The 19,116-nt window shown below is 54.7% G+C and carries 16 protein-coding genes and 1 pseudogene; 12 read left to right on the top strand and 5 right to left on the bottom strand.

Annotated elements, in window-relative coordinates; all coding sequences use genetic code 11:
* Positions 1-205 precede the first annotated feature (205 nt).
* The 5 genes from K6123_RS20700 to K6123_RS20680 form a co-directional block, all read right to left on the bottom strand.
* Positions 206-964, bottom strand: coding sequence for a substrate-binding periplasmic protein (locus tag K6123_RS20700; RefSeq protein WP_221801233.1), 759 nt, complete (start codon positions 962-964; stop codon positions 206-208).
* A gap of 426 nt (positions 965-1,390) precedes the next feature.
* Positions 1,391-2,155, bottom strand: coding sequence for a YciK family oxidoreductase (locus K6123_RS20695; RefSeq protein WP_221801231.1), 765 nt, complete (start codon positions 2,153-2,155; stop codon positions 1,391-1,393).
* Positions 2,156-2,182: 27 nt separating this feature from the next.
* The gene (locus tag K6123_RS20690; RefSeq protein WP_221801229.1) at positions 2,183-2,851 is read right to left on the bottom strand and encodes an HAD-IA family hydrolase; all 669 of its coding nucleotides are present in this window, start codon (positions 2,849-2,851) and stop codon (positions 2,183-2,185) included.
* Positions 2,852-2,853: 2 nt separating this feature from the next.
* The gene (gene ubiG / locus K6123_RS20685) at positions 2,854-3,576 is read right to left on the bottom strand and encodes a bifunctional 2-polyprenyl-6-hydroxyphenol methylase/3-demethylubiquinol 3-O-methyltransferase UbiG (RefSeq protein ID WP_221801226.1); all 723 of its coding nucleotides are present in this window, start codon (positions 3,574-3,576) and stop codon (positions 2,854-2,856) included.
* 53 nt (positions 3,577-3,629) lie between these two features.
* Positions 3,630-4,937, bottom strand: a complete 1,308-nt coding sequence (locus tag K6123_RS20680) for a TRZ/ATZ family hydrolase (protein ID WP_221801225.1) — start codon at positions 4,935-4,937, stop codon at positions 3,630-3,632.
* Between the two features lie 368 nt (positions 4,938-5,305).
* On the opposite strand from K6123_RS20680, the gene gyrA reads away from it, so the two are divergent.
* The 12 genes and pseudogenes from gyrA to K6123_RS20620 all read left to right on the top strand — a co-directional run.
* Entirely contained in the window at positions 5,306-7,978 is a 2,673-nt protein-coding gene (gene gyrA / locus K6123_RS20675) for a DNA gyrase subunit A (protein ID WP_221801223.1), read from the top strand.
* Between the two features lie 36 nt (positions 7,979-8,014).
* Positions 8,015-9,097, top strand: coding sequence for a 3-phosphoserine/phosphohydroxythreonine transaminase (gene serC / locus K6123_RS20670; RefSeq protein WP_221801221.1), 1,083 nt, complete (start codon positions 8,015-8,017; stop codon positions 9,095-9,097).
* A 92-nt stretch (positions 9,098-9,189) separates the two neighbouring features.
* Positions 9,190-10,281 carry a prephenate dehydratase gene (pheA, locus tag K6123_RS20665; protein ID WP_221801219.1) on the top strand — a complete coding sequence of 364 codons (1,092 nt, stop codon included), beginning with the start codon at positions 9,190-9,192 and terminating at the stop codon, positions 10,279-10,281.
* Positions 10,282-10,357: 76 nt separating this feature from the next.
* Positions 10,358-11,470: a histidinol-phosphate transaminase gene (gene hisC / locus K6123_RS20660; protein WP_221801216.1), complete on the top strand. Its 1,113-nt coding sequence runs from the start codon at positions 10,358-10,360 to the stop codon at positions 11,468-11,470.
* The gene (locus tag K6123_RS20655) at positions 11,467-13,710 is read left to right on the top strand and encodes a bifunctional prephenate dehydrogenase/3-phosphoshikimate 1-carboxyvinyltransferase (protein WP_221801214.1); all 2,244 of its coding nucleotides are present in this window, start codon (positions 11,467-11,469) and stop codon (positions 13,708-13,710) included. Before hisC ends, K6123_RS20655 begins: the two co-directional genes overlap by 4 nt.
* A gap of 5 nt (positions 13,711-13,715) precedes the next feature.
* A complete protein-coding gene (gene cmk, locus K6123_RS20650; RefSeq protein ID WP_221801212.1) occupies positions 13,716-14,396 on the top strand; it encodes a (d)CMP kinase in 681 nt (226 codons plus the stop codon).
* 153 nt (positions 14,397-14,549) lie between these two features.
* The gene (gene rpsA, locus K6123_RS20645) at positions 14,550-16,232 is read left to right on the top strand and encodes a 30S ribosomal protein S1 (protein WP_221801210.1); all 1,683 of its coding nucleotides are present in this window, start codon (positions 14,550-14,552) and stop codon (positions 16,230-16,232) included.
* A 177-nt stretch (positions 16,233-16,409) separates the two neighbouring features.
* Positions 16,410-16,706, top strand: coding sequence for an integration host factor subunit beta (gene ihfB, locus K6123_RS20640; RefSeq protein ID WP_221801208.1), 297 nt, complete (start codon positions 16,410-16,412; stop codon positions 16,704-16,706).
* A 22-nt stretch (positions 16,707-16,728) separates the two neighbouring features.
* Positions 16,729-17,013 (top strand): LapA family protein, encoded by a 285-nt coding sequence (locus K6123_RS20635; protein ID WP_221801206.1) that lies wholly within the window; start codon positions 16,729-16,731, stop codon positions 17,011-17,013.
* A gap of 8 nt (positions 17,014-17,021) precedes the next feature.
* Positions 17,022-18,206, top strand: a complete 1,185-nt coding sequence (locus tag K6123_RS20630; RefSeq protein WP_221801204.1) for a hypothetical protein — start codon at positions 17,022-17,024, stop codon at positions 18,204-18,206.
* Positions 18,203-18,898 carry an orotidine-5'-phosphate decarboxylase gene (pyrF, locus tag K6123_RS20625; protein WP_221801201.1) on the top strand — a complete coding sequence of 232 codons (696 nt, stop codon included), beginning with the start codon at positions 18,203-18,205 and terminating at the stop codon, positions 18,896-18,898. The genes K6123_RS20630 and pyrF overlap by 4 nt, the downstream gene beginning before the upstream one ends.
* A gap of 34 nt (positions 18,899-18,932) precedes the next feature.
* Positions 18,933-19,116, top strand: a pseudogene (locus K6123_RS20620) (UDP-glucose 6-dehydrogenase); the annotation flags it as partial.

Here is a 19,116-nt window from a genome sequence, read left to right as displayed (position 1 = left end):
TCGTGCCAGTCACGATTCTGATTTATTTTTGTATATATATCAGCAGGTTATGTGGTCTTTTTGGATGTGGCGGCAATCTGGATTACCGCAGCGGCAATAACTGCCGCTGCGGCCGTCCGAAAATCTGACGCATTGCAGTGAGCGATGAGTCAGATATTCGGCGTATTTTTGACGAAGCTGGCTGGGGTAGTTGCCGCTAACGGGTTTACATCCCGTAGGCGCTTTGCAGGGTATCCAGCTCGCCTGACTTGCGCATTTTTTCCAGAGCGTCCTGCAGTTTGGCGACGATGGCCGGGTCCGTTTCCAGGTTGATCGCCAGATAAACCGGGTTGACGCTATAGGTCAGGACATTTTTGACGTCATTCATGTCGGCCAGATCGGCTGCCAGGTAAGGACCGGCAAGGGCGTCGGAAATCCACAGATCAATGGTGCCGAGTTGCAGGCGTTTGGGGTTTTCCTGATCGCTTGGCGCGACGTTGATGTCAAAACCTTTGGCAATCAGGTAGTCAGCGTAATAATCGCCCTTATAGCCACCAATCCGGTACTTGCGAGCGTCTTCAATGTTGGCCAGTTTGATTTTACTGTCGGCCAGTGCAAACAGGGCACCACGCATTTCCGTCAGTGGACCGACCCACTGATATTGTTTTTCACGAACCTCGTTACGCACAGCACAGAACAGACCGTTGTCCTTGCGACGCTGTACCCGCTCTTGGCCGTAAGACCAGTTACGCAGGCGCATGTGGTATGGAATACCGGCATTTTTGAACAGCTGTTTGACGATGCTTGGGCAAAGGCCATCAATTTCGTCGCCGCTGTGGGCGAAGGGTTGGCCGGTGGTGGTCATGCTGTAGGGGGGATATTGCTCAGTGAACAGGTTGAGGGTGGTTTCTTCGGCAGAGGATATCTGGGAAAAGGCGCCAAGCAGCAGGGCTACAAACAGGTGCATAGCGGAGATTTTCTTCATTATCTCTTTCTCTCTCAAAGGCGGTTTGCTGGAGTGGTATGGCTCCCCGTGGTCCGGTTCTGGTGGTCCGGTTCTGGACCTGGGGTGAGGATTAACTGGTCCAGATGAGACACAGTCAGCCTTCAGTCACAGTTTGTCCAAACCTGTCTCAAATGCAATGGCGGCAAAATTGCCAAAAATCGCGTTCCAGTGGTGGTTGTTCGGCGACTGGCATGGTTGGCAGGCTGCTTTGCCAGAAAGTCTCTGTAAAACCCGCTTTTACTTCGTATTTACGGGGATTTTCAGGGATTAAGTTCAGTGCTTTTGTGTATTGGAGAAGTGCAAGTATTTGCAGAAATTGGGAGAAATGTAGCGATAAATGGGAGCTGGGAGTCAGGGTTGCGAAAAATCGCAGCGCCCGCTGACGACAGCAGGCGCTTGGGCAAATCAGGCTGGAACAGCGAAGGCGTGTTCGCCCTGGGCGTCCAGACTTTGGCCATTGACACCAACTGAGGATGGGCTCATCAGGTACAGATACAGCGGCATCAGGTCTTCAGCCGGGGTGACGTGAGCGGGGTTTTCTGCCGGGTAGGCGGCAGCACGCATGCTGGTGCGGGTAGCACCCGGATTAATGCAGTTAACCCGGATGCGGCTGGTGTTTTCGAGTTCCTGTGACAGTACCTGCATCAGGCCTTCGGTGGCGAACTTGGAGACCGAATAAGCGCCCCAGTATGCCCGGCCTTCACGACCGACGCTGCTGGTGGTGAAGATGATCGAAGCGTCGGCCGGAGCCTGGTGCAACAGCGGCAACAGCTGCTTGGTCAGCATGAACTGACCATTCACATTGATCTGCATGACCTTCTGCCAAGTATCGGCATGGTAGTTGTCGAGCGGGGTGCGTTGCCCTAATACACCGGCGTTTAATAAAATACCGTCGAGGTGATCAAAGTGCTGGTTGATCAGCTGCGCCAGCTCGATGTACGGGCCTTCATCGCGGGTTTCCAGGTCGAATGGCAGAATCGCTGGCTGTGGCAGGTTTTCCGCTTCGATCAGGTCGTAGGTGTCGTCGAGGGCTTGCTGGGTGCGGCCAAGCAGCAATACGGTAGCGCCAGCACGGGCGTAACAGAGGGCGGCTTCACGGCCAATGCCATAACCGGCACCGGTGACCAGAATATTGCGGCCTGCAAGAGGCTTGTTGCTTGTGTCTGTCATTGCAAAAGGTGTCCTGTGGTGTTGGCGTCAGTTGGGCTGGCGCGTCAACAAGGTGATCAAATCGGCGGGCTGGGTAATGTAGGCATCGGCCTGCCAGTTGGCCGGGTTGTCCAGATCGTCGATGTAGCCAAACTCCGCTCCGATAGCAAACATACCGGCTGCTTTACCCGCCTGAATGTCACGAATATGATCGCCTACGTACCAGCAGGCGCTGGCTTCAACGCCGAGTTCGGCGGCGCATTTCAGTAGCCCTTCCGGGTCGGGTTTGGCGCGGCTCAGATCGTCAGCACAAATCAGGCTGCGGGTATGGATGCCCAGCTTCTGCAGTAGTGGCACTGAGAAACGACGTGGCTTGTTGGTGACGATGCCCCACTGGATACCAATCAATTCCAGCTCTTGCAGTACGGCATCGAAGCCTGCAAACAGACCGCTGCCAACCGCCAGCTGGTCGGCGTAGCGGTCGAGCAGGCGATTGCGGTAATCCAGAAAATCGGCTTGTTCGCGGCTGATTTCCCAGGTCAGCTCAGCCAATGCGGCACCGCCGTTGCTGACCTGCTTGCGAATGGTATCGACCGGCAGTTCGCTTTTGCCGATTTCCAGGCGCAGTGAATTGACCACGCCGTAGAAGTCCGGTGCGGTGTCAACCAGAGTGCCATCTAGGTCAAACAGAATGGCGTGCGGATGCGGCTGGCTCATGCTTAATCCGCCAGTGGTCGTGAGGTTGCCAGCATGTAGTTGACGCTGACATCGCTGTCGTTGAGCTTGTAGTTCTTCAGCAGCGGGTTGTAGGTCAGGCCGGTCATGTGTTCATTTTGCAGGCCGGCAGCACGACACCAGCGGGTCATTTCGCTGGGCTTGATGAACTTGTTGTAGTCATGGGTACCGGCAGGCAGCATCTTGAGAAGGTATTCGGCACCAATAATGGCAAAGGCATAGGCCTTGGGGTTGCGGTTGATGGTGGAGAAAAATACCTTGCCGCCCGGTTTTACCAAGGTCGCACAGGCTTTGATAATTGAAGCCGGATCGGGGACGTGCTCAAGCATTTCCAGACAGGTAACCACATCAAAGCTGGCGGGCTGTTCAGCTGCCAGTTGTTCCACCGGAATACGCTGGTAGTTGATGCTGACACCGCTTTCCAGTGAATGCAGTTTGGCTACGTTGAGTGGCGCTTCGCCCATATCAATGCCGGTAACGTTGGCACCACGCTGGGCCATAGCTTCACTCAGCAAGCCGCCGCCACAGCCGACATCCAGCACCTTTTTACCGGCCAGTTCGGCAGCCTGGTCAATGTAGTTGCAACGCAGCGGATTGATTTCGTGGAGCGGTTTGAACTCGCTGTCAGGGTCCCACCAACGACTGGCCAGTGCTTCAAATTTGGCGACTTCGGTTGGATCAACGTTCGGCGTGCTGTGTTCAGTCATTCTCTGTTCCTGTCAGCCGACGCTGGCGTACGGCCAGCTGCCGGAAATGGGCATCAGCCCTGTTTGATTCGGGTTGCCCATTGCTGGGCCTGGGCAATCATCTGGTCTTCGTCAATGGTGGTCAGCTGACCCTGGTCCAACAGCAGTTTGCCGGCTACCCAGACATGGCTGGTAGAGCGGCTGCTGTCGGTGTAGACCAGCTGGGATATCACATCGAACAAGGGCTGCTGTGGCAGCACCGACATGTCAATGGCCTGCAGGTCGGCCCATTTACCAGCTTCGATCGAGCCGGTCTGGCTGGCGATGCCGAGTGCTCTGGCACTGCCGTGGGTTGCCATATACAGCGCCTGTGCAGCCGGTACCGCTGCCGCATCGGCGGCCACCGCCTTGGCCAGCATGGCGGCGGTTTTCATTTCGCCCTGCAGGTTGAGGTCATTGTTGCTGGCGGCACCATCGGTACCAAGCCCCAGATTGACACCAGCCGCCAGCAGTTTGGCGGTGGGGCAGAAACCACTGGCGAGCTTGAGGTTGGACTCCGGACAGTGCACCACGCTGGCACCGCTATGCTGCAGGATTTCAACATCGCTGTCGTCGATCTGGGTCATGTGTACACAGCTGGTTTGCGCGTTCAAAAAACCAAGCTCTTGCAGGCGACGGGTTGGCCGTTTGCCATATTTCTGCAGGCTTTCCTCAACTTCAAAAGCGGTTTCGTGCAGGTGAATTTGCACCGGCATGCGTTTTTCATCGGCAATCACGCGGATCTGTCTTAGCGGACCGTCGGAAACCGTGTAGGGGGCGTGCGGGCCGAGTCCGAGTGTTACCAGTGGCTGTTTACCAAACTTGTCATCCAGCTTCAGGGCCTTCTTGATGTACTCATCAGCGTTAGCAGCGAAGTTGGTCGGGAAGTCGAGAATCGGTGTAAAGCTGACGTGGCGGATACCGGCTTCAACCGATGCCTGAATGGCATCGTGCGGGAAGAAATACATGTCGGCAAAGGTGGTGGTACCAGCCTTGAGCATTTCCGCCACTGCCAGCCGGGTGCCAGCATAAACAAACTCCGGGCCGACCCAGCGCCCTTCGGCTGGCCAGATGTGTTCCTGCAGCCAGGTCATCAGCGCCAGATCGTCTGCCATGCCTCGAAACAGTGACATCGCCGCGTGGCCGTGAGCATTGACGTAACCTGGCATCAAGACATGCTGGCCAAGTTCGATGGTTGCAGCAGCCAGGCGAGTAGAGTCCTGTGGCTCTATGCTGTCGATGCGGCCGTTGCTGATAAAAACAGCGACGTTTTCCTGCACGGTGGCAGTGGCGTCGGCCATGGTAAGAAGCCAGCGGGCGTTGAGGCGCAGATCTGCAGTCATTGGATCCCCGGAACATGCTTGGTTAACTGGGCGGAGTATAACAACCGTTGCCCTGCAAGATCGACCTCACTGGTTTGATGAATTGAACGGAAATTGATCGAAAAGCGTTCAAAATCCCGTCAGGGAGATTTTTTGGCTTTTGTGATAGGGGGCATTTGGGTGTGGCTTTTCGAGCTTTGGCAGCGCTGAGAGGCCGTCTGGGCAATTAATGAGCATTCCAGCACCTAGGTAATCAGGACAATTGTGGTATGCTTACGCGCTTCGTTTGACGGGTATTTTATAAAATCGTCAAAGCGGCTGTCCGTCAACCATCGACGTTGATCAAGCCATTGCCACCAAGCGACAAATAGTACGGATCTCAAGAGTCTATGGGTGAGTTAGCCAAAGAAGTTCTCCCGATTAACATCGAAGATGAATTGCAACAGTCCTACCTCGACTACGCCATGAGCGTTATCGTAGGGCGTGCATTGCCCGATGTGCGGGATGGTCTGAAACCGGTACACCGTCGTGTTCTGCACGCCATGAACGTACTGGGCAATGACTGGAACAAACCATACAAAAAATCAGCCCGTGTGGTTGGTGATGTAATCGGTAAATACCACCCTCACGGTGACTCTGCGGTTTACGACACCATTGTGCGTATGGCGCAGGATTTTTCCATGCGTTATACCCTGGTGGATGGCCAGGGCAACTTCGGTTCGATCGACGGCGACTCCGCTGCGGCGATGCGTTATACCGAAATCCGTATGGCCAAGATCAGCCACGACATGCTGGCAGACATCGACAAGGAAACGGTTGACTGGGTACCTAACTACGACGGTACCGAACAGATTCCGGATGTGCTGCCGACCCGCGTACCGAACCTGCTGGTGAACGGCTCTGCCGGTATTGCCGTGGGGATGGCGACCAACATTCCGCCTCACAACCTGCGTGAAGTGCTGAGCGGCTGTCTGGCTTTGATCGACAACCCGAACATTGATGTCGATGGCCTGATGGAATACATCCCGGGGCCGGATTTCCCGACCGGTGCCTTTATTAACGGTCGTGATGGCATTGTTGAAGCCTATCGCACCGGCCGTGGCCGTATCTACCTGCGGGCCCGTCATCACTTTGAGGAAGACGAGCGCAACGGCAAGGTCAGCATTATCTTCACCGAAATCCCGTACATGGTAAACAAGGCTCGTCTGATCGAAAAGATTGCCGAGCTGGTGAAGGAAAAGAAACTGGAAGGTATTACCGAACTGCGCGACGAGTCCGACAAGGACGGTATGCGTATCGTGGTGGAACTGCGTCGCGGCGAAATGCCGGAAGTGGTGCTGAACAACCTGTTCGCCCAGACCCAGTTGCAGGGCGTGTTTGGTATCAATACCGTGGCGCTGGTTGATGGCCAGCCAAAAATTCTCAATCTGAAAGATTTGCTCGATGCCTTCGTCAAGCACCGTCGTGAAGTGGTTACCCGTCGTACCATTTACGATCTGCGCAAGGCCCGTGAGCGTGGACATCTGCTCGAAGGCCTGGCGCTGGCGCTGGCTAATATCGATCCAGTGATCGAGCTGATCAAATCATCACCGACCGGTGCTGAAGCGAAAGAACGTCTGATCAACACTGCCTGGGATCCGGGTGATGTACTGGATATGCTTGAGCGTGCCGGTGAAGACGCCTGTCGCCCGGACGATCTGCCGGAAGAATTTGGTTTCCGCAACGGCAAATATTATCTGTCGCCAGCTCAGGCGCAGGCGATTCTGGATCTGCGTCTGCAAAAGCTGACCGGCCTGGAACACGAAAAGCTGATCGAGGAATACCAGCAGAAACTGGAAGAAATCGCCGAGTATCTGGAGATTCTGGGTTCACCAGAGCGTCTGATGCAGGTGATTCGGGAAGAGCTGGAAGCCATTCGTGACGAATACGGCGACGAGCGCAAGTCTGAAATTATCGCCGTGAAACGCGATCTGAGCATGGCTGACCTGATTCCGGTCGAAGATCTGGTGCTGACCCTGTCTCATGGCGGTTACGCCAAGACCCAGCCAATTGATGCCTATCAGGCGCAGAAGCGTGGTGGCAAGGGTCGCTCTGCGACTTCCGTGAAAGATGAAGACTTTATTGAACACCTGCTGGTGGTGAACAGCCACGATACCGTGTTGTGCTTCACTGACGCTGGCAAGGTGTACTGGCTGACGGTTTACGATATTCCGCAAGCTTCCCGTAACGCCAAGGGCCGTCCGATTGTGAACGTGCTGGCGCTCGATGAAGGTGAGCGTATTACCGCTATTCTGCCGGTCGAGGAATACAGCGAAGACCAGTACGTCTTTATGGCGACTGCGCGCGGAACGGTCAAGAAGACCACTCTGGATCAGTTCTCCCGTCCACGTTCCAGCGGCCTGATCGCGTGTGAGCTGGATGAAGGCGACTGGCTGGTTGGCGTTGATATCACTGATGGCAGCCAGGAAATCATGCTGTTGTCGGATGCTGGCAAGGCGGTTCGCTTCAAGGAATCCGATGTCCGTGCAATGGGTCGTACTGCCCGCGGTGTGCGTGGTATCAAGCTGACCGATGATCAACAGGTGATCTCGCTGATCGTGCCGCAGGAAAACGGTGCTGTACTGACCGCTTCCGAGCGTGGTTTCGGCAAGCGTACCGATGTTACCGAATTCCCGACCAAGGGCCGTGGTACCCAGGGTGTTATCGCCATGGTAACCAGTGATCGTAACGGTCGTCTGGTCGGTGCTGTGCAGGTGTTTGATGGCGACGAAGTGATGCTGATCAGTGACCAGGGTACGCTGGTTCGTACGCGCGTCAACGAAGTCTCTCGTCTCGGTCGTAATACCCAGGGTGTTACCCTGATCAAGGTTAACGACAAGGAAAAACTGGTTGGTCTGGAGCGTATCTGTGATCCGGAAGAGGATGAAGACAATGCTCTGATCGACGCCACTGGCGAAGTCGGTGATGTTGATAACACAGCCGCTGCCGCTGATGACCAGCCAGCGACTGACAGCAATACCGAAGACAATACCGAAGACAATACCGAAGACGACGCTGAGTAAGGCGTCGTTGGTTTTCAATCAAGGGCAATCGAAAGAATGAGCCGAGCGTTTAACTTCTGTGCAGGGCCAGCTGCTCTGCCAACTGCGGTGCTGGAACGCGCCAGCGCGGAAATGGTTGACTGGCGTGGCAAAGGCCTGTCGCTGATGGAAATGAGCCACCGTCATAAAGACGTCGTGGAAGTTTGCAAAAAAGCCGAGCTGGATCTGCGCGATCTGATGAACATCCCTGAAAACTACAAGGTGATGTTTATGCAGGGCGGGGCCAGCAGCCAGTTCGCCATGGTGCCACTGAACCTTGCCAACAAATCCGGCAAGGTTGACCAGATCGTTACCGGTCAGTGGTCCAAAAAGGCGCTGGAAGAAGGCAAGCGTTTTGCTCAGGTTAACGTTGCGGCAACTACGGCTGGCAATAACTTCACCTCGGCACCGAGCCAGGCTGAGCTGCAATTGTCTGCTGACGCCGATTACGTTCACTACTGCCCGAACGAAACCATTGGTGGTGTCGCGTTCGACTACATTCCGCAAACCGGTGATGTACCGCTGGTTGCTGACCTGTCTTCCTGCATCCTGGCGGAACCGCTGGATGTCACCAAGTTTGGCATGATCTACGCTGGTGCCCAGAAGAACATTGGCCCGGCCGGTCTGTGTGTGGTGATTGTGCGTGAAGACCTGATTGGCAATGCCCAGGCCTGTACCCCAACCATGCTGGACTACAAGGTCTGCGCGGATGCCGACTCCATGTACAACACGCCGCCAACCTATAGCTGGTACCTGTCTGGTCTGGTGTTTGAATGGTTGAAAGAGCAGGGTGGTGTTGAGGCGATTGCTGCCATCAACCATCGTAAGGCCAAGCGCCTGTATGACTTCATTGATACCAATGATTTCTACGCCAACCCGGTGGCAGTCAATAATCGCTCGATCATGAACGTGCCATTTACCCTGGCGGACAGTTCGCTCGACAAGCTGTTCCTGCAAGAAAGTGAAGCGGCCGGTTTGCTGAATCTGGCTGGTCACCGTAGTGTGGGTGGCATGCGTGCCAGCATCTACAACGCCGTACCGGAAGAAGCGGTCACTGCGTTGATCGACTTTATGGCAGAATTTGCTCGCCGTAACGGGTGAGGTCGGCAAGCGCTGACTGACAACCCATCTGCCTGCTGCCTTGCTGGCGGCAGGCAAGACATCCAATGACAAGAACGACAGCAAGGCAAATCATGACTGAAGCTCAGGAACTCGAACAACTCCGTCAATCCATCGATTCGATAGATCGCCAGATTCAGGAGTTGATCAACCAGCGGGCCCGTTGTGCGCAACAGGTCGCGGAGGTGAAAGAGAGATACGCGGCTCCCGGTGAGCAGGTTGTATTTTATCGTCCTGAGCGGGAAGCCCAGGTGCTTCGCAGTGTGATGGAGCGTAATGAAGGCCCGCTTTCCGGTGAGGGTATGGCGCGGCTGTTCCGTGAAATCATGTCCCAATGCCTGGCGCTGGAAGAACCGCTGAATGTTGCCTTTCTTGGCCCTGAAGGGACTTTTACCCAACAGGCGACCGTCAAGCATTTTGGCCACTCGGTGCAATGCAAGAGTCAGGTGTCGATAGCCGATGTCTTCCGCGAAGTGGAAAGCGGCTCCGCCAACTATGGCGTGGTGCCGGTTGAAAACTCTACCGAAGGCGTGGTGACCCACACTCTCGACAGTTTCTTTGACTCCAATCTGCACGTCTGTGGCGAAGTGACCCTGCGTATTCATCACCATCTGATGTCGCAGGGCGATGGTGCGTCCATCAAGCGCATTTATTCCCACTCGCAGTCTTTGGGTCAGTGCCGTCGCTGGCTTGACCAGCATTTCCCCAATGCCGAGCGTATTGCTGTTAACTCCAATGCCGACGCGGCGCTGCGAGCCAGTCAGGAAGCTGATTGCGCAGCGATAGCCGGTGAAGTGGCGGCAGATCTGTATCAGCTCAACCTGCTGCATTCCAATATTGAGGATCGGCCGGACAACACCACGCGTTTCCTGATCGTTGGCCGCCAGCTGACCACGCCGAGTGGTGATGACAAGACCTCCATTATGGTGTCCAGCCGAAACCAGCCAGGCGCGCTGTATCAGGTGCTGGCACCATTCCATGAGGCCGGTATCAGCCTGACCCGTATCGAAACGCGGCCAGCCCGTTCAGGTACCTGGAACTACGCATTTTTTATCGATTTTGAAGGCCATTGCGAAGACCCGGACATCAATCCGGTACTGGAGCGTCTGCAGCAACTGGCATCCGATTACAAATGGCTGGGCTCTTATCCAAAAGCCGTGCTTTGATAATCGACCAAGACTCTGATTTGGACCTATTTGAACCTGTTTTGATGGCCATTTGGCCATTCTGAGAGAAGCAACTATGAGCGTTAACTTTCTTGATTTGGCGGTTTCCGGTGTTCAGGGACTGCATCCATATCAGCCCGGCAAACCAATTGATGAACTGGCGCGTGAACTGGGTCTGAATGAAGCCGATATCGTTAAACTGGCCAGCAACGAAAACCCGCTTGGCCCTTCTCCTGCGATTGAAGCGGCGATCAAGGAACAACTGGCCGAGCTGACCCGTTACCCCGACGGTGCCGGTTTTGAACTGAAGGCCGAGCTGTGCAAGCGTCTGGGCGTTGAAATGAACCAGATCACTCTGGGTAACGGCTCCAGCGATATTCTCGATTTCATCGTGCGGGTATTCATCGAGAAAGGCGACAACGTGGTTGTGGCTGCTCACTCATTCTCTATCTACGGTCTGGTTACCCGCGCAGCGGGTGGAGATGTGATTGAGGTCCCGGCGGTTAACTGGGGACATGATCTGGCAGCCATGGCGGCAGCAATCAATGACAAGACCCGTATTGTGTTTGTGACCAACCCGAACAACCCGACCGGTACCTACAATACCCGTGACGAGTTTGAAGCTTTCCTGCAAGCCGTACCGGAAAACGTTGTGGTGTTGCTGGATGAAGCCTATTTCGAGTTTGTTAACAAGCCAGACTACCCGAACGGCATGGATTACCTCAGCCAGTATCCGAACCTGGTGGTTTCCCGTACCTTCTCCAAGGCCTATGGCCTGGCGTCACTGCGTGTTGGATTCAGTGTTTCCAGCCCGCAACTGGCTGACTTGATGAACCGTATTCGTCCGCCATTCAACGTGGACTCCTTTGCGCTGGCTGCTGCCCGTGCAGCCCTGATGGATGATGCCTACCTGGCGAAAAGCCTTGAGGTAAACAGCCAGGGCATGGCGCAGCTGACAGCAGCTTTCGAGGAGCTGAAGCTGAGCTACATTCCGTCCGTGGGTAACTTCGTTTGCTTCAAGCTGCCGGAAGGTTACAAGGATGCTGAAGTGAACCAGCAGTTGCTGGCTCAGGGTGTGATTATTCGTCCGGTAGCCAACTACCAGATGCCAGGATATATCCGTGTATCCATTGGCACCCAGGCGGAAAACCAGACCTTTATTGAGGCACTGAAGAAGGTGTTGGCTTGAGTTCGGATAACCCGTTTTTTATCAAGCGCATTGCAGTCATTGGCCTCGGACTGATTGGTTGTTCCTGGGTCAAGGGGCTGCGTGACCGCGGCTGTGTGGCAGAGGTAGTGGGTTGTGACCGCAACCTCGACTCCATGCAGCTGGGTCTGCAGATGGGCATTATCGACCGCTTTGCGCTGACGCCAGCGGAAGCGGTGCTGGATGCCGATCTGGTGATTGTATCCGTGCCGATTCTGTCGATTCGGCCGGTACTGGAGTCGGTCGCAGAAGGCTTGCCTGCTCATGCGGTCATTACCGATGTGGGCTCGGTTAAAGGCTCGGTTGCCCGTGATGCCAGGGCTGTGTTTGGCGACCAGTTTGACCGTTTTGTGCTGGGTCATCCGATTGCCGGTTCCGAACGTAGTGGTGTGAAGGCAGCCGACGGTGATTTGTTCTGTCGCCACAAAGTGATTGTCACGACCGAAAGCAATACCAGCCCTGCTGCACTGGATCTGGTGATTCAGGCCTGGCAGGCGGTGGAAGCAGACGTGGAAACCATGTCGGTGGGCCACCACGACGAGGTGTTGGCGGCGACCAGCCATTTGCCACACCTGCTGGCCTATTCGCTGGTTGATACCCTGGCGAACAGTCACGAAAACAAGGAAATTTTCAATTACGCTGCCGGTGGCTTCCGCGACTTTACCCGTATCGCGGCCAGTAGCCCGGAAATGTGGCGTGATATTTTTACTGCCAATCGTGAGCACCTGTTGGCAACCCTGGATCTGTTTAATGCTGATCTGGTCAAGCTGCGAGCTGCTATTGAGGACAACGATCAGACCACTCTGATGGGAGTGCTGACCCGTGCCAAGGCTGCCCGTGATCACTTTTCGAACATACTCGCCCGCCGGGCTTTTGTGGAACCTATGAAAACCAGCTCACTTACCTACAAGGCAAACCCGTCCAACGTGATGTCCGGTACTTTCCGTGTACCTGGCGACAAGTCTATTTCCCACCGTTCCATCATGCTGGGTTCGCTGGCTAATGGCGTCACTGAAGTCAGTGGTTTCCTGGAAGGTGAAGACAGCCTGGCAACGTTGCAGGCGTTCCGTGACATGGGGGTGGTGATTGAAGGCCCGCATCGTGGCCGGGTGACTATTCACGGGGTTGGTTTGCATGGTCTGAAAGCACCAGCCAATTCTCTGTATGTGGGTAACTCAGGTACTTCCATTCGACTGCTGGCAGGCTTGCTGGCAGGCCAGACCTTTGACGTTGAAATGAGTGGCGACGAGTCGCTCAGCAAGCGTCCAATGGGTCGTGTGGCGGATCCGCTGCGTTTGATGGGGGCTGAAGTTGAAACCGCAGAAGGTGGTCGTCCACCGCTGAAAATCAAGGGCAGCAGCAAGCTCAAGGGCATTCACTATGATCTGCCAATGGCCAGTGCCCAGGTGAAAAGCTGTGTGTTGCTGGCGGGTTTGTACGCTGAAGGCGAAACCTCGGTGACCGAACCGGCGCCAACCCGTGATCACACTGAACGTATGCTGAAGGGTTTTGGCTACGACGTGCAGGTGGATGGCAGCACAGTCACCATCAAATCTGGCGGAGAGCTGACAGCAACCACCATCGACGTACCTTCTGATATTTCCTCGACCGCTTTCTTTATGGTGGGCGCGTCGATTGCTCCGGGTTCTGATATCACCCTGGAGCACGTTGGTATTAACCCGACCCGTATCGGCGTGATCAATATCCTGCGCGCCATGGGCGGTAATATTGAAGTGCTGAATGAACGCGAAGTCGGCGGCGAGCCAGTGGCTGACATCCGTGTACGTTACGCACCGCTGAAAGGTATTCATATTCCGGAAGATCAGGTGCCATTGGCAATTGATGAATTCCCGGCACTGTTTATCGCTGCCGCCTGTGCTGAAGGCGAAACCATCCTGACCGGTGCTGAAGAGCTGCGCGTCAAGGAAAGCGATCGTATCCAGTCCATGGTTGATGGTCTGAATGCGCTGGGCGTGGCCGCCAAAGGTACACCTGACGGTGCGATCATTCCTGGTTTTGGTGCGGCTGGCAGTTTTGCGGCGGGTACCGTTGCCAGCCATGGTGATCACCGGATTGCCATGAGCTTTACCATTGCCTCGCTGCGTGGCAGCGCGCCAATCGAAGTGTTGGATTGCGCCAACGTGGCGACCTCCTTCCCGGGCTTTGTTGAACTGGTAAACAGCGTTGGCCTGAGTGTCGAGGCTGACGGCGCAGGGGAATAAGGATTATGACCAAACGCGCGGCAGTCATCGCTATTGATGGACCATCCGGGGCTGGCAAGGGCACTGTCTGTGCCCGTCTGGCTGAACAGCTGAACTGGCACTTGCTGGACAGTGGTGCGCTCTACCGGATTACCGGCCTGGCGGCATCGCGCAAGCAGATTGCGCTGGACGATGAGCCCGCGGTAGCGGCGGTGGCGGCCAGTCTGGATGTGCGTTTTGCGCCGACTGCCGAAGGCGTCGAAGTAATGCTGGAAGGTGAAAACGTCACCACGACCATTCGTACCGAAGATGTGGGCAGCCTGGCATCGCAGGTTGCTGCCTTGCCAGCAGTGCGCGATGCGCTGCTGCAGCGGCAGCGGGATTTCCGTGCCGCGCCCGGTTTGATTGCCGATGGCCGGGATATGGGGACGGTGGTTTTCACCGATGCCGAGGTCAAGGTTTTCCTGACGGCAAGTGCTGAAGAAAGGGGCCGTCGGCGCCATCAACAGTTGCTTGACAAGGGAATAAATGCTAGTTTACTGGCCCTTATCGAAGACATCCAGGCTCGCGATGAGCGTGACAGCAACCGTGCTGTAGCGCCACTGAGACCGGCTGAAGACGCACAAGTTATTGATAGTACTGAACTTTCAATCGACGAAGTGTGTAGCCAGGTACTCCAGCTTGTTCGTGAAGCTGGTTTGATCTGAGATGAAATCCCCGCGCTTGCCAGCCTCCTGCCCTAAGGAGCCAGATAACGCGATGGATTTTTTGTCTGACTAACCCCAAATGTCTGGCCATTTGGAATGCGATGATGTCCGGTAATCCAACCCCGGATGCGCGCGACTATATAGGTGTTATTCATGAGCGAAAGCTTTGCTGATCTGTTTGAAGAATCCTTGAAAGAACTGGACATGCAGCCTGGTTCTATCGTTACCGGTACCGTTGTTGACATCGACAGCGACTGGGTAACTGTTAACTCTGGTCTGAAGTCTGAAGCTGTTATTCCTCGCAGCCAATTCCTGAACGAAAAAGGTGAACTGGAAGTTGCTATCGGCGACGAAACCCAGGTTTCCCTAGAAGCTGTAGAAGATGGCTTCGGTGAAACTCGCCTGTCTCGTGAAAAAGCCAAGCGCGCTGAAAGCTGGAAAGAGCTGGAAAAAGCCTTCGAAGCAGAAGAGCTGGTTACCGGTATCATCAACGGCAAGGTCAAGGGTGGTTTCACTGTTGATCTGAAGAACATCCGTGCCTTCCTGCCAGGTTCCCTGGTTGACGTACGTCCAGTACGCGACACCGCACACCTGGAAGGTAAAGAGCTGGAGTTCAAGGTTATCAAACTGGACGCCAAGCGTAACAACGTTGTTGTTTCCCGTCGTGCAGTTCTGGAAGCAGCCAACTCTCAAGAGCGTGAAGAGCTGCTGGCCAACCTGCAGGAAGGTCAGTCTGTCAAGGGTATCGTCAAGAACCTGACCGACTACGGCGCGTTCGTAGATCTGGGTGGTGTTGACGGCCTGCTGCACATCACTGACATGGCCTGGAAGCGCATCAAGCACCCAAGCGAAATCGTTGCTGTTGGTGACGAGATCGACGTTAAGGTTCTGAAGTTCGACCGTGAGCGCAACCGCGTTTCTCTGGGTCTGAAGCAGCTGGGTGATGATCCATGGGTTAACATCAACGATCGTTACCCAGAAAGCGCCATCGTTAAGGCTCGCGTAACCAACCTGACTGACTACGGCTGTTTCGCTGAGCTGGAAGAAGGCGTTGAAGGTCTGGTTCACGTATCCGAAATGGATTGGACCAACAAGAACATCCACCCATCCAAGGTTGTTCAGGTTGGCGACGAAATCGACGTTATGGTCCTGGATATCGACGAAGAACGTCGTCGTATCTCTCTGGGTATCAAGCAGTGCACCATGAACCCATGGGAAGCATTCGGCACTCAGTTCAATAAGGGCGACAAGATTTCCGGCAAGATCAAGTCTATCACTGACTTCGGTATCTTCATCGGTCTGGACGGCGGTATCGACGGTCTGGTTCACCTGTCTGACATTTCCTGGAACGACAACGGCGAAGAAGCCGTTCGTAACTACAAGAAAGGCGACGAACTGGAAACCGTTATCCTGTCTATCGATCCAGAGCGTGAGCGTATCTCTCTGGGCGTGAAGCAGCTGGAAAATGATCCATTCAATGACTTCGTAGCTGAAAACGACAAAGGCGCTATCATCACTGGTAAAGTAATTTCCGTTGATGCCAAAGCTGCTATCGTTGAAGTTGCTCCAGGCGTTGAAGCGGTTCTGAAGGCTTCTGAAATCAGCCGTGACAAGGTAGAAGATGCTCGCACCGTTCTGAACGAAGGTGACGAAGTTGAAGCTGCCATCACTCTGGTTGATCGCAAGAACCGTGCTCTGAACATCTCTGTTCGTGCGAAGGATTCTGCAGATGACCGTCAGGCTCTGAAAGATGTTCGTGCTAAGGCCGACTCTGAAGTATCTGGTCCTACCACTATTGGTGACCTGATCAAGGAACAGCTGGGTCAGAAAGACTAAGCTATCCTGATTAAAAAAACCCGCTTCGGCGGGTTTTTTTATGTCTGTAATCGGGACAGCTGCCAAAGAAAGCGGACAAAACCACAAATCTTTCTCCAGTGGTTGCAATTGTCATAAGCTAACTGCATGATTTGAAAACAATTATTTTGAAGCAGTCACCTCACGGAGGAATGTGCTGTGACCAAATCGGAGTTAATTGAGCGCATCGTTAGCAGACAACCGCAGCTGTCGCCGAAGGACGTCGAGCTGGCGGTGAAGACCATGCTGGATTATATGTCCATGACCCTGTCGTCGGGTGATCGTATTGAGATTCGCGGATTTGGCAGTTTCTCATTGCATTACCGGGCACCGCGTAAGGGCCGTAATCCAAAAACCGGCGAAGCTGTAGAGCTGCACGGCAAGTTTGTGCCGCATTTCAAGCCGGGCAAGGATCTTCGTGACCAGGTAAACGACGCTCTTGAACCATATTATTAAGGCTGGGGAAGTCCGTCGCCACATGATCAAGAAAATCAGATTGGCCCTAAGCCTGATATCCTTCCTGTTGATTTTTGTTTACTGTCTGGCGTTCGCATCTCGCAACAGCGCTGATGTGGCAGTCAACTTTCTGGTTGGAGAGCCACTGGTACTGCCGCTGGCACTCTGGTTCGGCTTTATTCTCGCGCTCGGTTGTGCGTTGGGGATTCTGGTTGGGGCTGTGACCATCCTGGCGCGTAAACGCCAGATTCGTCGCCTGGAAAAACAATTGGCCGATGCCCAGGACCGTCTGGGGCGCCTGCCATAGGGTCAACTATGATTGAGTCCATGCTTGTCTTCCTGTTGGTGTTGACGGGCACTGCTGCGGGCTGGTTTCTGGGGAGTCGCTCAGCCAGATCGCAGAAAAAACTTTCCTCACCGGACTGGATTCCCAGTGTCGAGCTTATTTTCTCGCAAAACTCCGATGCCGCGTTGAAACGGTTGGTGAATGCCCAAACCCTTGATGAAGATACCGTTGACCTGTTTCTCAAGCTTGGCCGCAGCTTGCGCGAGAAGGGCGAGGTCGAACGTGCCATTCATTTGCATCAAACCCTGTTTGCCCGCACTGATTTGCCGAAGCCCTTGCTGCAGTCTCTGGAGCTGGAACTGGCGATGGATTATGCCGCTGCTGGTTTGCATGATCGCGCCGAGCGGTTGCTGGTTGAGTTGTTGGAAGGCAAGGGGCAGATTCAGGAGAAGGCTGCAACCAGCCTGATCCGCTTGCTGGAAGAGGAAGGCGAGTGGCTGCGTATTCTGGAGTTGGCGGCAGGCAAACGCTTCCCGATGACCTCGCAGCTGCAGCGGCGGATTGCCCATGCCGCCTGCGAAATGGCTGAAAAAGCATCGACTCGCGGTGACTTTATCGAAACCCGTAATCTCTGTCGGCAGGCGCTGAAAGTTGATAGTGGCTGTGCCCGCGCGTTTGTGGTGCTGGGCAACATGGCATATTCCCAGCATGAGTTTCACGAAGCCATTCGCTGCTATCTGAAAGCGCTGGAAATTGATTCCGGTTGCATTATTTCGCTACTGGAGAAAATGGTGGATTCCTTCCATCAGGTAGATGACTACAGTGGCTTGCTGGCTCATCTGAAGCGTCATAATGTCACCCTCGATTTTGTTCCTGCGCTGGTTGCCAAAGCGGAAGCGGTAGCCCGGGTTGATAATACAGATGTGGCATTGCAGACCTTTATCAGTGATCTGGAGAGTCATCCATCCTACCGCGGCTATGTGGCCATGCTGGGCTTGATGCTATCGTTCCAGCGTCAGCTCAGCGAGTCGCAGGCGCATGGGGTCTATGATATTCTGCAGCGAATTAATGCCAGTGAAGCGGCGTTTGTCTGTGGGCATTGTGGTTTCAAGGCCCGCCAGTTTCATTGGCGCTGTCCCAGTTGTAAGGACTGGGCCAGTCTCAAAGCCATTTCCCCTACGCGGGTCTCTACTATTTCTATCGACGATTTATGACCAATCTTTCCCCTATTGTAGTTGCGCTGGATTACCCAACACTGGATAGTGCTGTTGAAATGGCACGCTTGCTGGATCCGGCCAAATGTCGCGTCAAGGTGGGCAAGGAGCTCTACACCGCTTGCGGTCCGGCGATTCTTGACCAGCTGCACCAGCAGGGTTTTGAAGTCTTCCTTGACCTCAAATTCCACGACATTCCGAACACCTGTGCCAAGGCGGTTGGTGTTGCTGCGGATATGGGTGTCTGGATGGTGAACGTGCACGCCAGTGGTGGCCGTCGCATGATGGAAGCGGCTCGTAATGAGCTGGAGAAAAAATCCCATCAGCCGTTGCTGATTGGTGTGACTGTGCTGACCTCGATGGATCAGGGTGATCTGGCCGGAATCGGTCTGGATATTGAGCCTGCGGTGCAGGTGCAGCGGCTGGCGCAGCTGGCTCAGGCTTCGGGTCTAGATGGTGTTGTTTGTTCCGCTCAGGAAGTGGGCATTATTCGCCGTCATTGTGGTGCCGATTTCAAAACCGTTACGCCAGGCATTCGTCCGTCCTGGGCTGATGCTCAGGACCAGAAGCGGGTGATGACGCCAGAGCAGGCTGTGGCTGCGGGGGTGGATTACATGGTGATTGGTCGTCCGATTACCCAGGCCGCTGATCCGGCAGAAGCTTGTGAACGAATTTTGAATAGTCTGGCTTGATCTGGCTGGTAATAGGCATCAGGAAGTGGTGAGTATGAAGATTGCAGTCGCAGGGACTGGCTATGTAGGCCTGTCAAACGCCATGTTGTTATCCCAGCACAATGAAGTGGTTGCGCTGGATATTGTCCCGGAAAAGGTTGAGATGCTGAATAATCGGCAGTCTCCGATTGTTGATGTTGAGATCGAGGATTTTCTCAACAACAAGACGCTCAACTTCA

The sequence above is a fragment of the Oceanobacter mangrovi genome (assembly GCF_019740315.1).
In the GTDB taxonomy this organism is placed as follows: Bacteria; Pseudomonadota; Gammaproteobacteria; order Pseudomonadales; family Oceanobacteraceae; genus Oceanobacter; species Oceanobacter mangrovi.
The sequence above is the reverse complement of the archived record's forward strand: the minus strand, read 5'-3'. Positions and strand labels throughout refer to the sequence as shown.

Bases quoted from the DNA above. Each gene is read 5' to 3' on its own strand.
- pheA (WP_221801219.1), top strand. From the start codon at position 9,190: ATGACTGAAGCTCAGGAACTCGAACAACTCCGTCAATCCATCGATTCG.
- pyrF (WP_221801201.1), top strand. From the start codon at position 18,203: ATGACCAATCTTTCCCCTATTGTAGTTGCGCTGGATTACCCAACACTG.
- serC (WP_221801221.1), top strand. From the start codon at position 8,015: ATGAGCCGAGCGTTTAACTTCTGTGCAGGGCCAGCTGCTCTGCCAACT.
- hisC (WP_221801216.1), top strand. From the start codon at position 10,358: ATGAGCGTTAACTTTCTTGATTTGGCGGTTTCCGGTGTTCAGGGACTG.
- K6123_RS20635 (WP_221801206.1), top strand. From the start codon at position 16,729: ATGATCAAGAAAATCAGATTGGCCCTAAGCCTGATATCCTTCCTGTTG.
- K6123_RS20630 (WP_221801204.1), top strand. From the start codon at position 17,022: ATGATTGAGTCCATGCTTGTCTTCCTGTTGGTGTTGACGGGCACTGCT.
- cmk (WP_221801212.1), top strand. From the start codon at position 13,716: ATGACCAAACGCGCGGCAGTCATCGCTATTGATGGACCATCCGGGGCT.
- ubiG (WP_221801226.1), bottom strand. From the start codon at position 3,576: ATGACTGAACACAGCACGCCGAACGTTGATCCAACCGAAGTCGCCAAA.
- K6123_RS20690 (WP_221801229.1), bottom strand. From the start codon at position 2,851: ATGAGCCAGCCGCATCCGCACGCCATTCTGTTTGACCTAGATGGCACT.
- K6123_RS20700 (WP_221801233.1), bottom strand. From the start codon at position 964: ATGAAGAAAATCTCCGCTATGCACCTGTTTGTAGCCCTGCTGCTTGGC.
- gyrA (WP_221801223.1), top strand. From the start codon at position 5,306: ATGGGTGAGTTAGCCAAAGAAGTTCTCCCGATTAACATCGAAGATGAA.
- K6123_RS20695 (WP_221801231.1), bottom strand. From the start codon at position 2,155: ATGACAGACACAAGCAACAAGCCTCTTGCAGGCCGCAATATTCTGGTC.
- K6123_RS20680 (WP_221801225.1), bottom strand. From the start codon at position 4,937: ATGACTGCAGATCTGCGCCTCAACGCCCGCTGGCTTCTTACCATGGCC.
- rpsA (WP_221801210.1), top strand. From the start codon at position 14,550: ATGAGCGAAAGCTTTGCTGATCTGTTTGAAGAATCCTTGAAAGAACTG.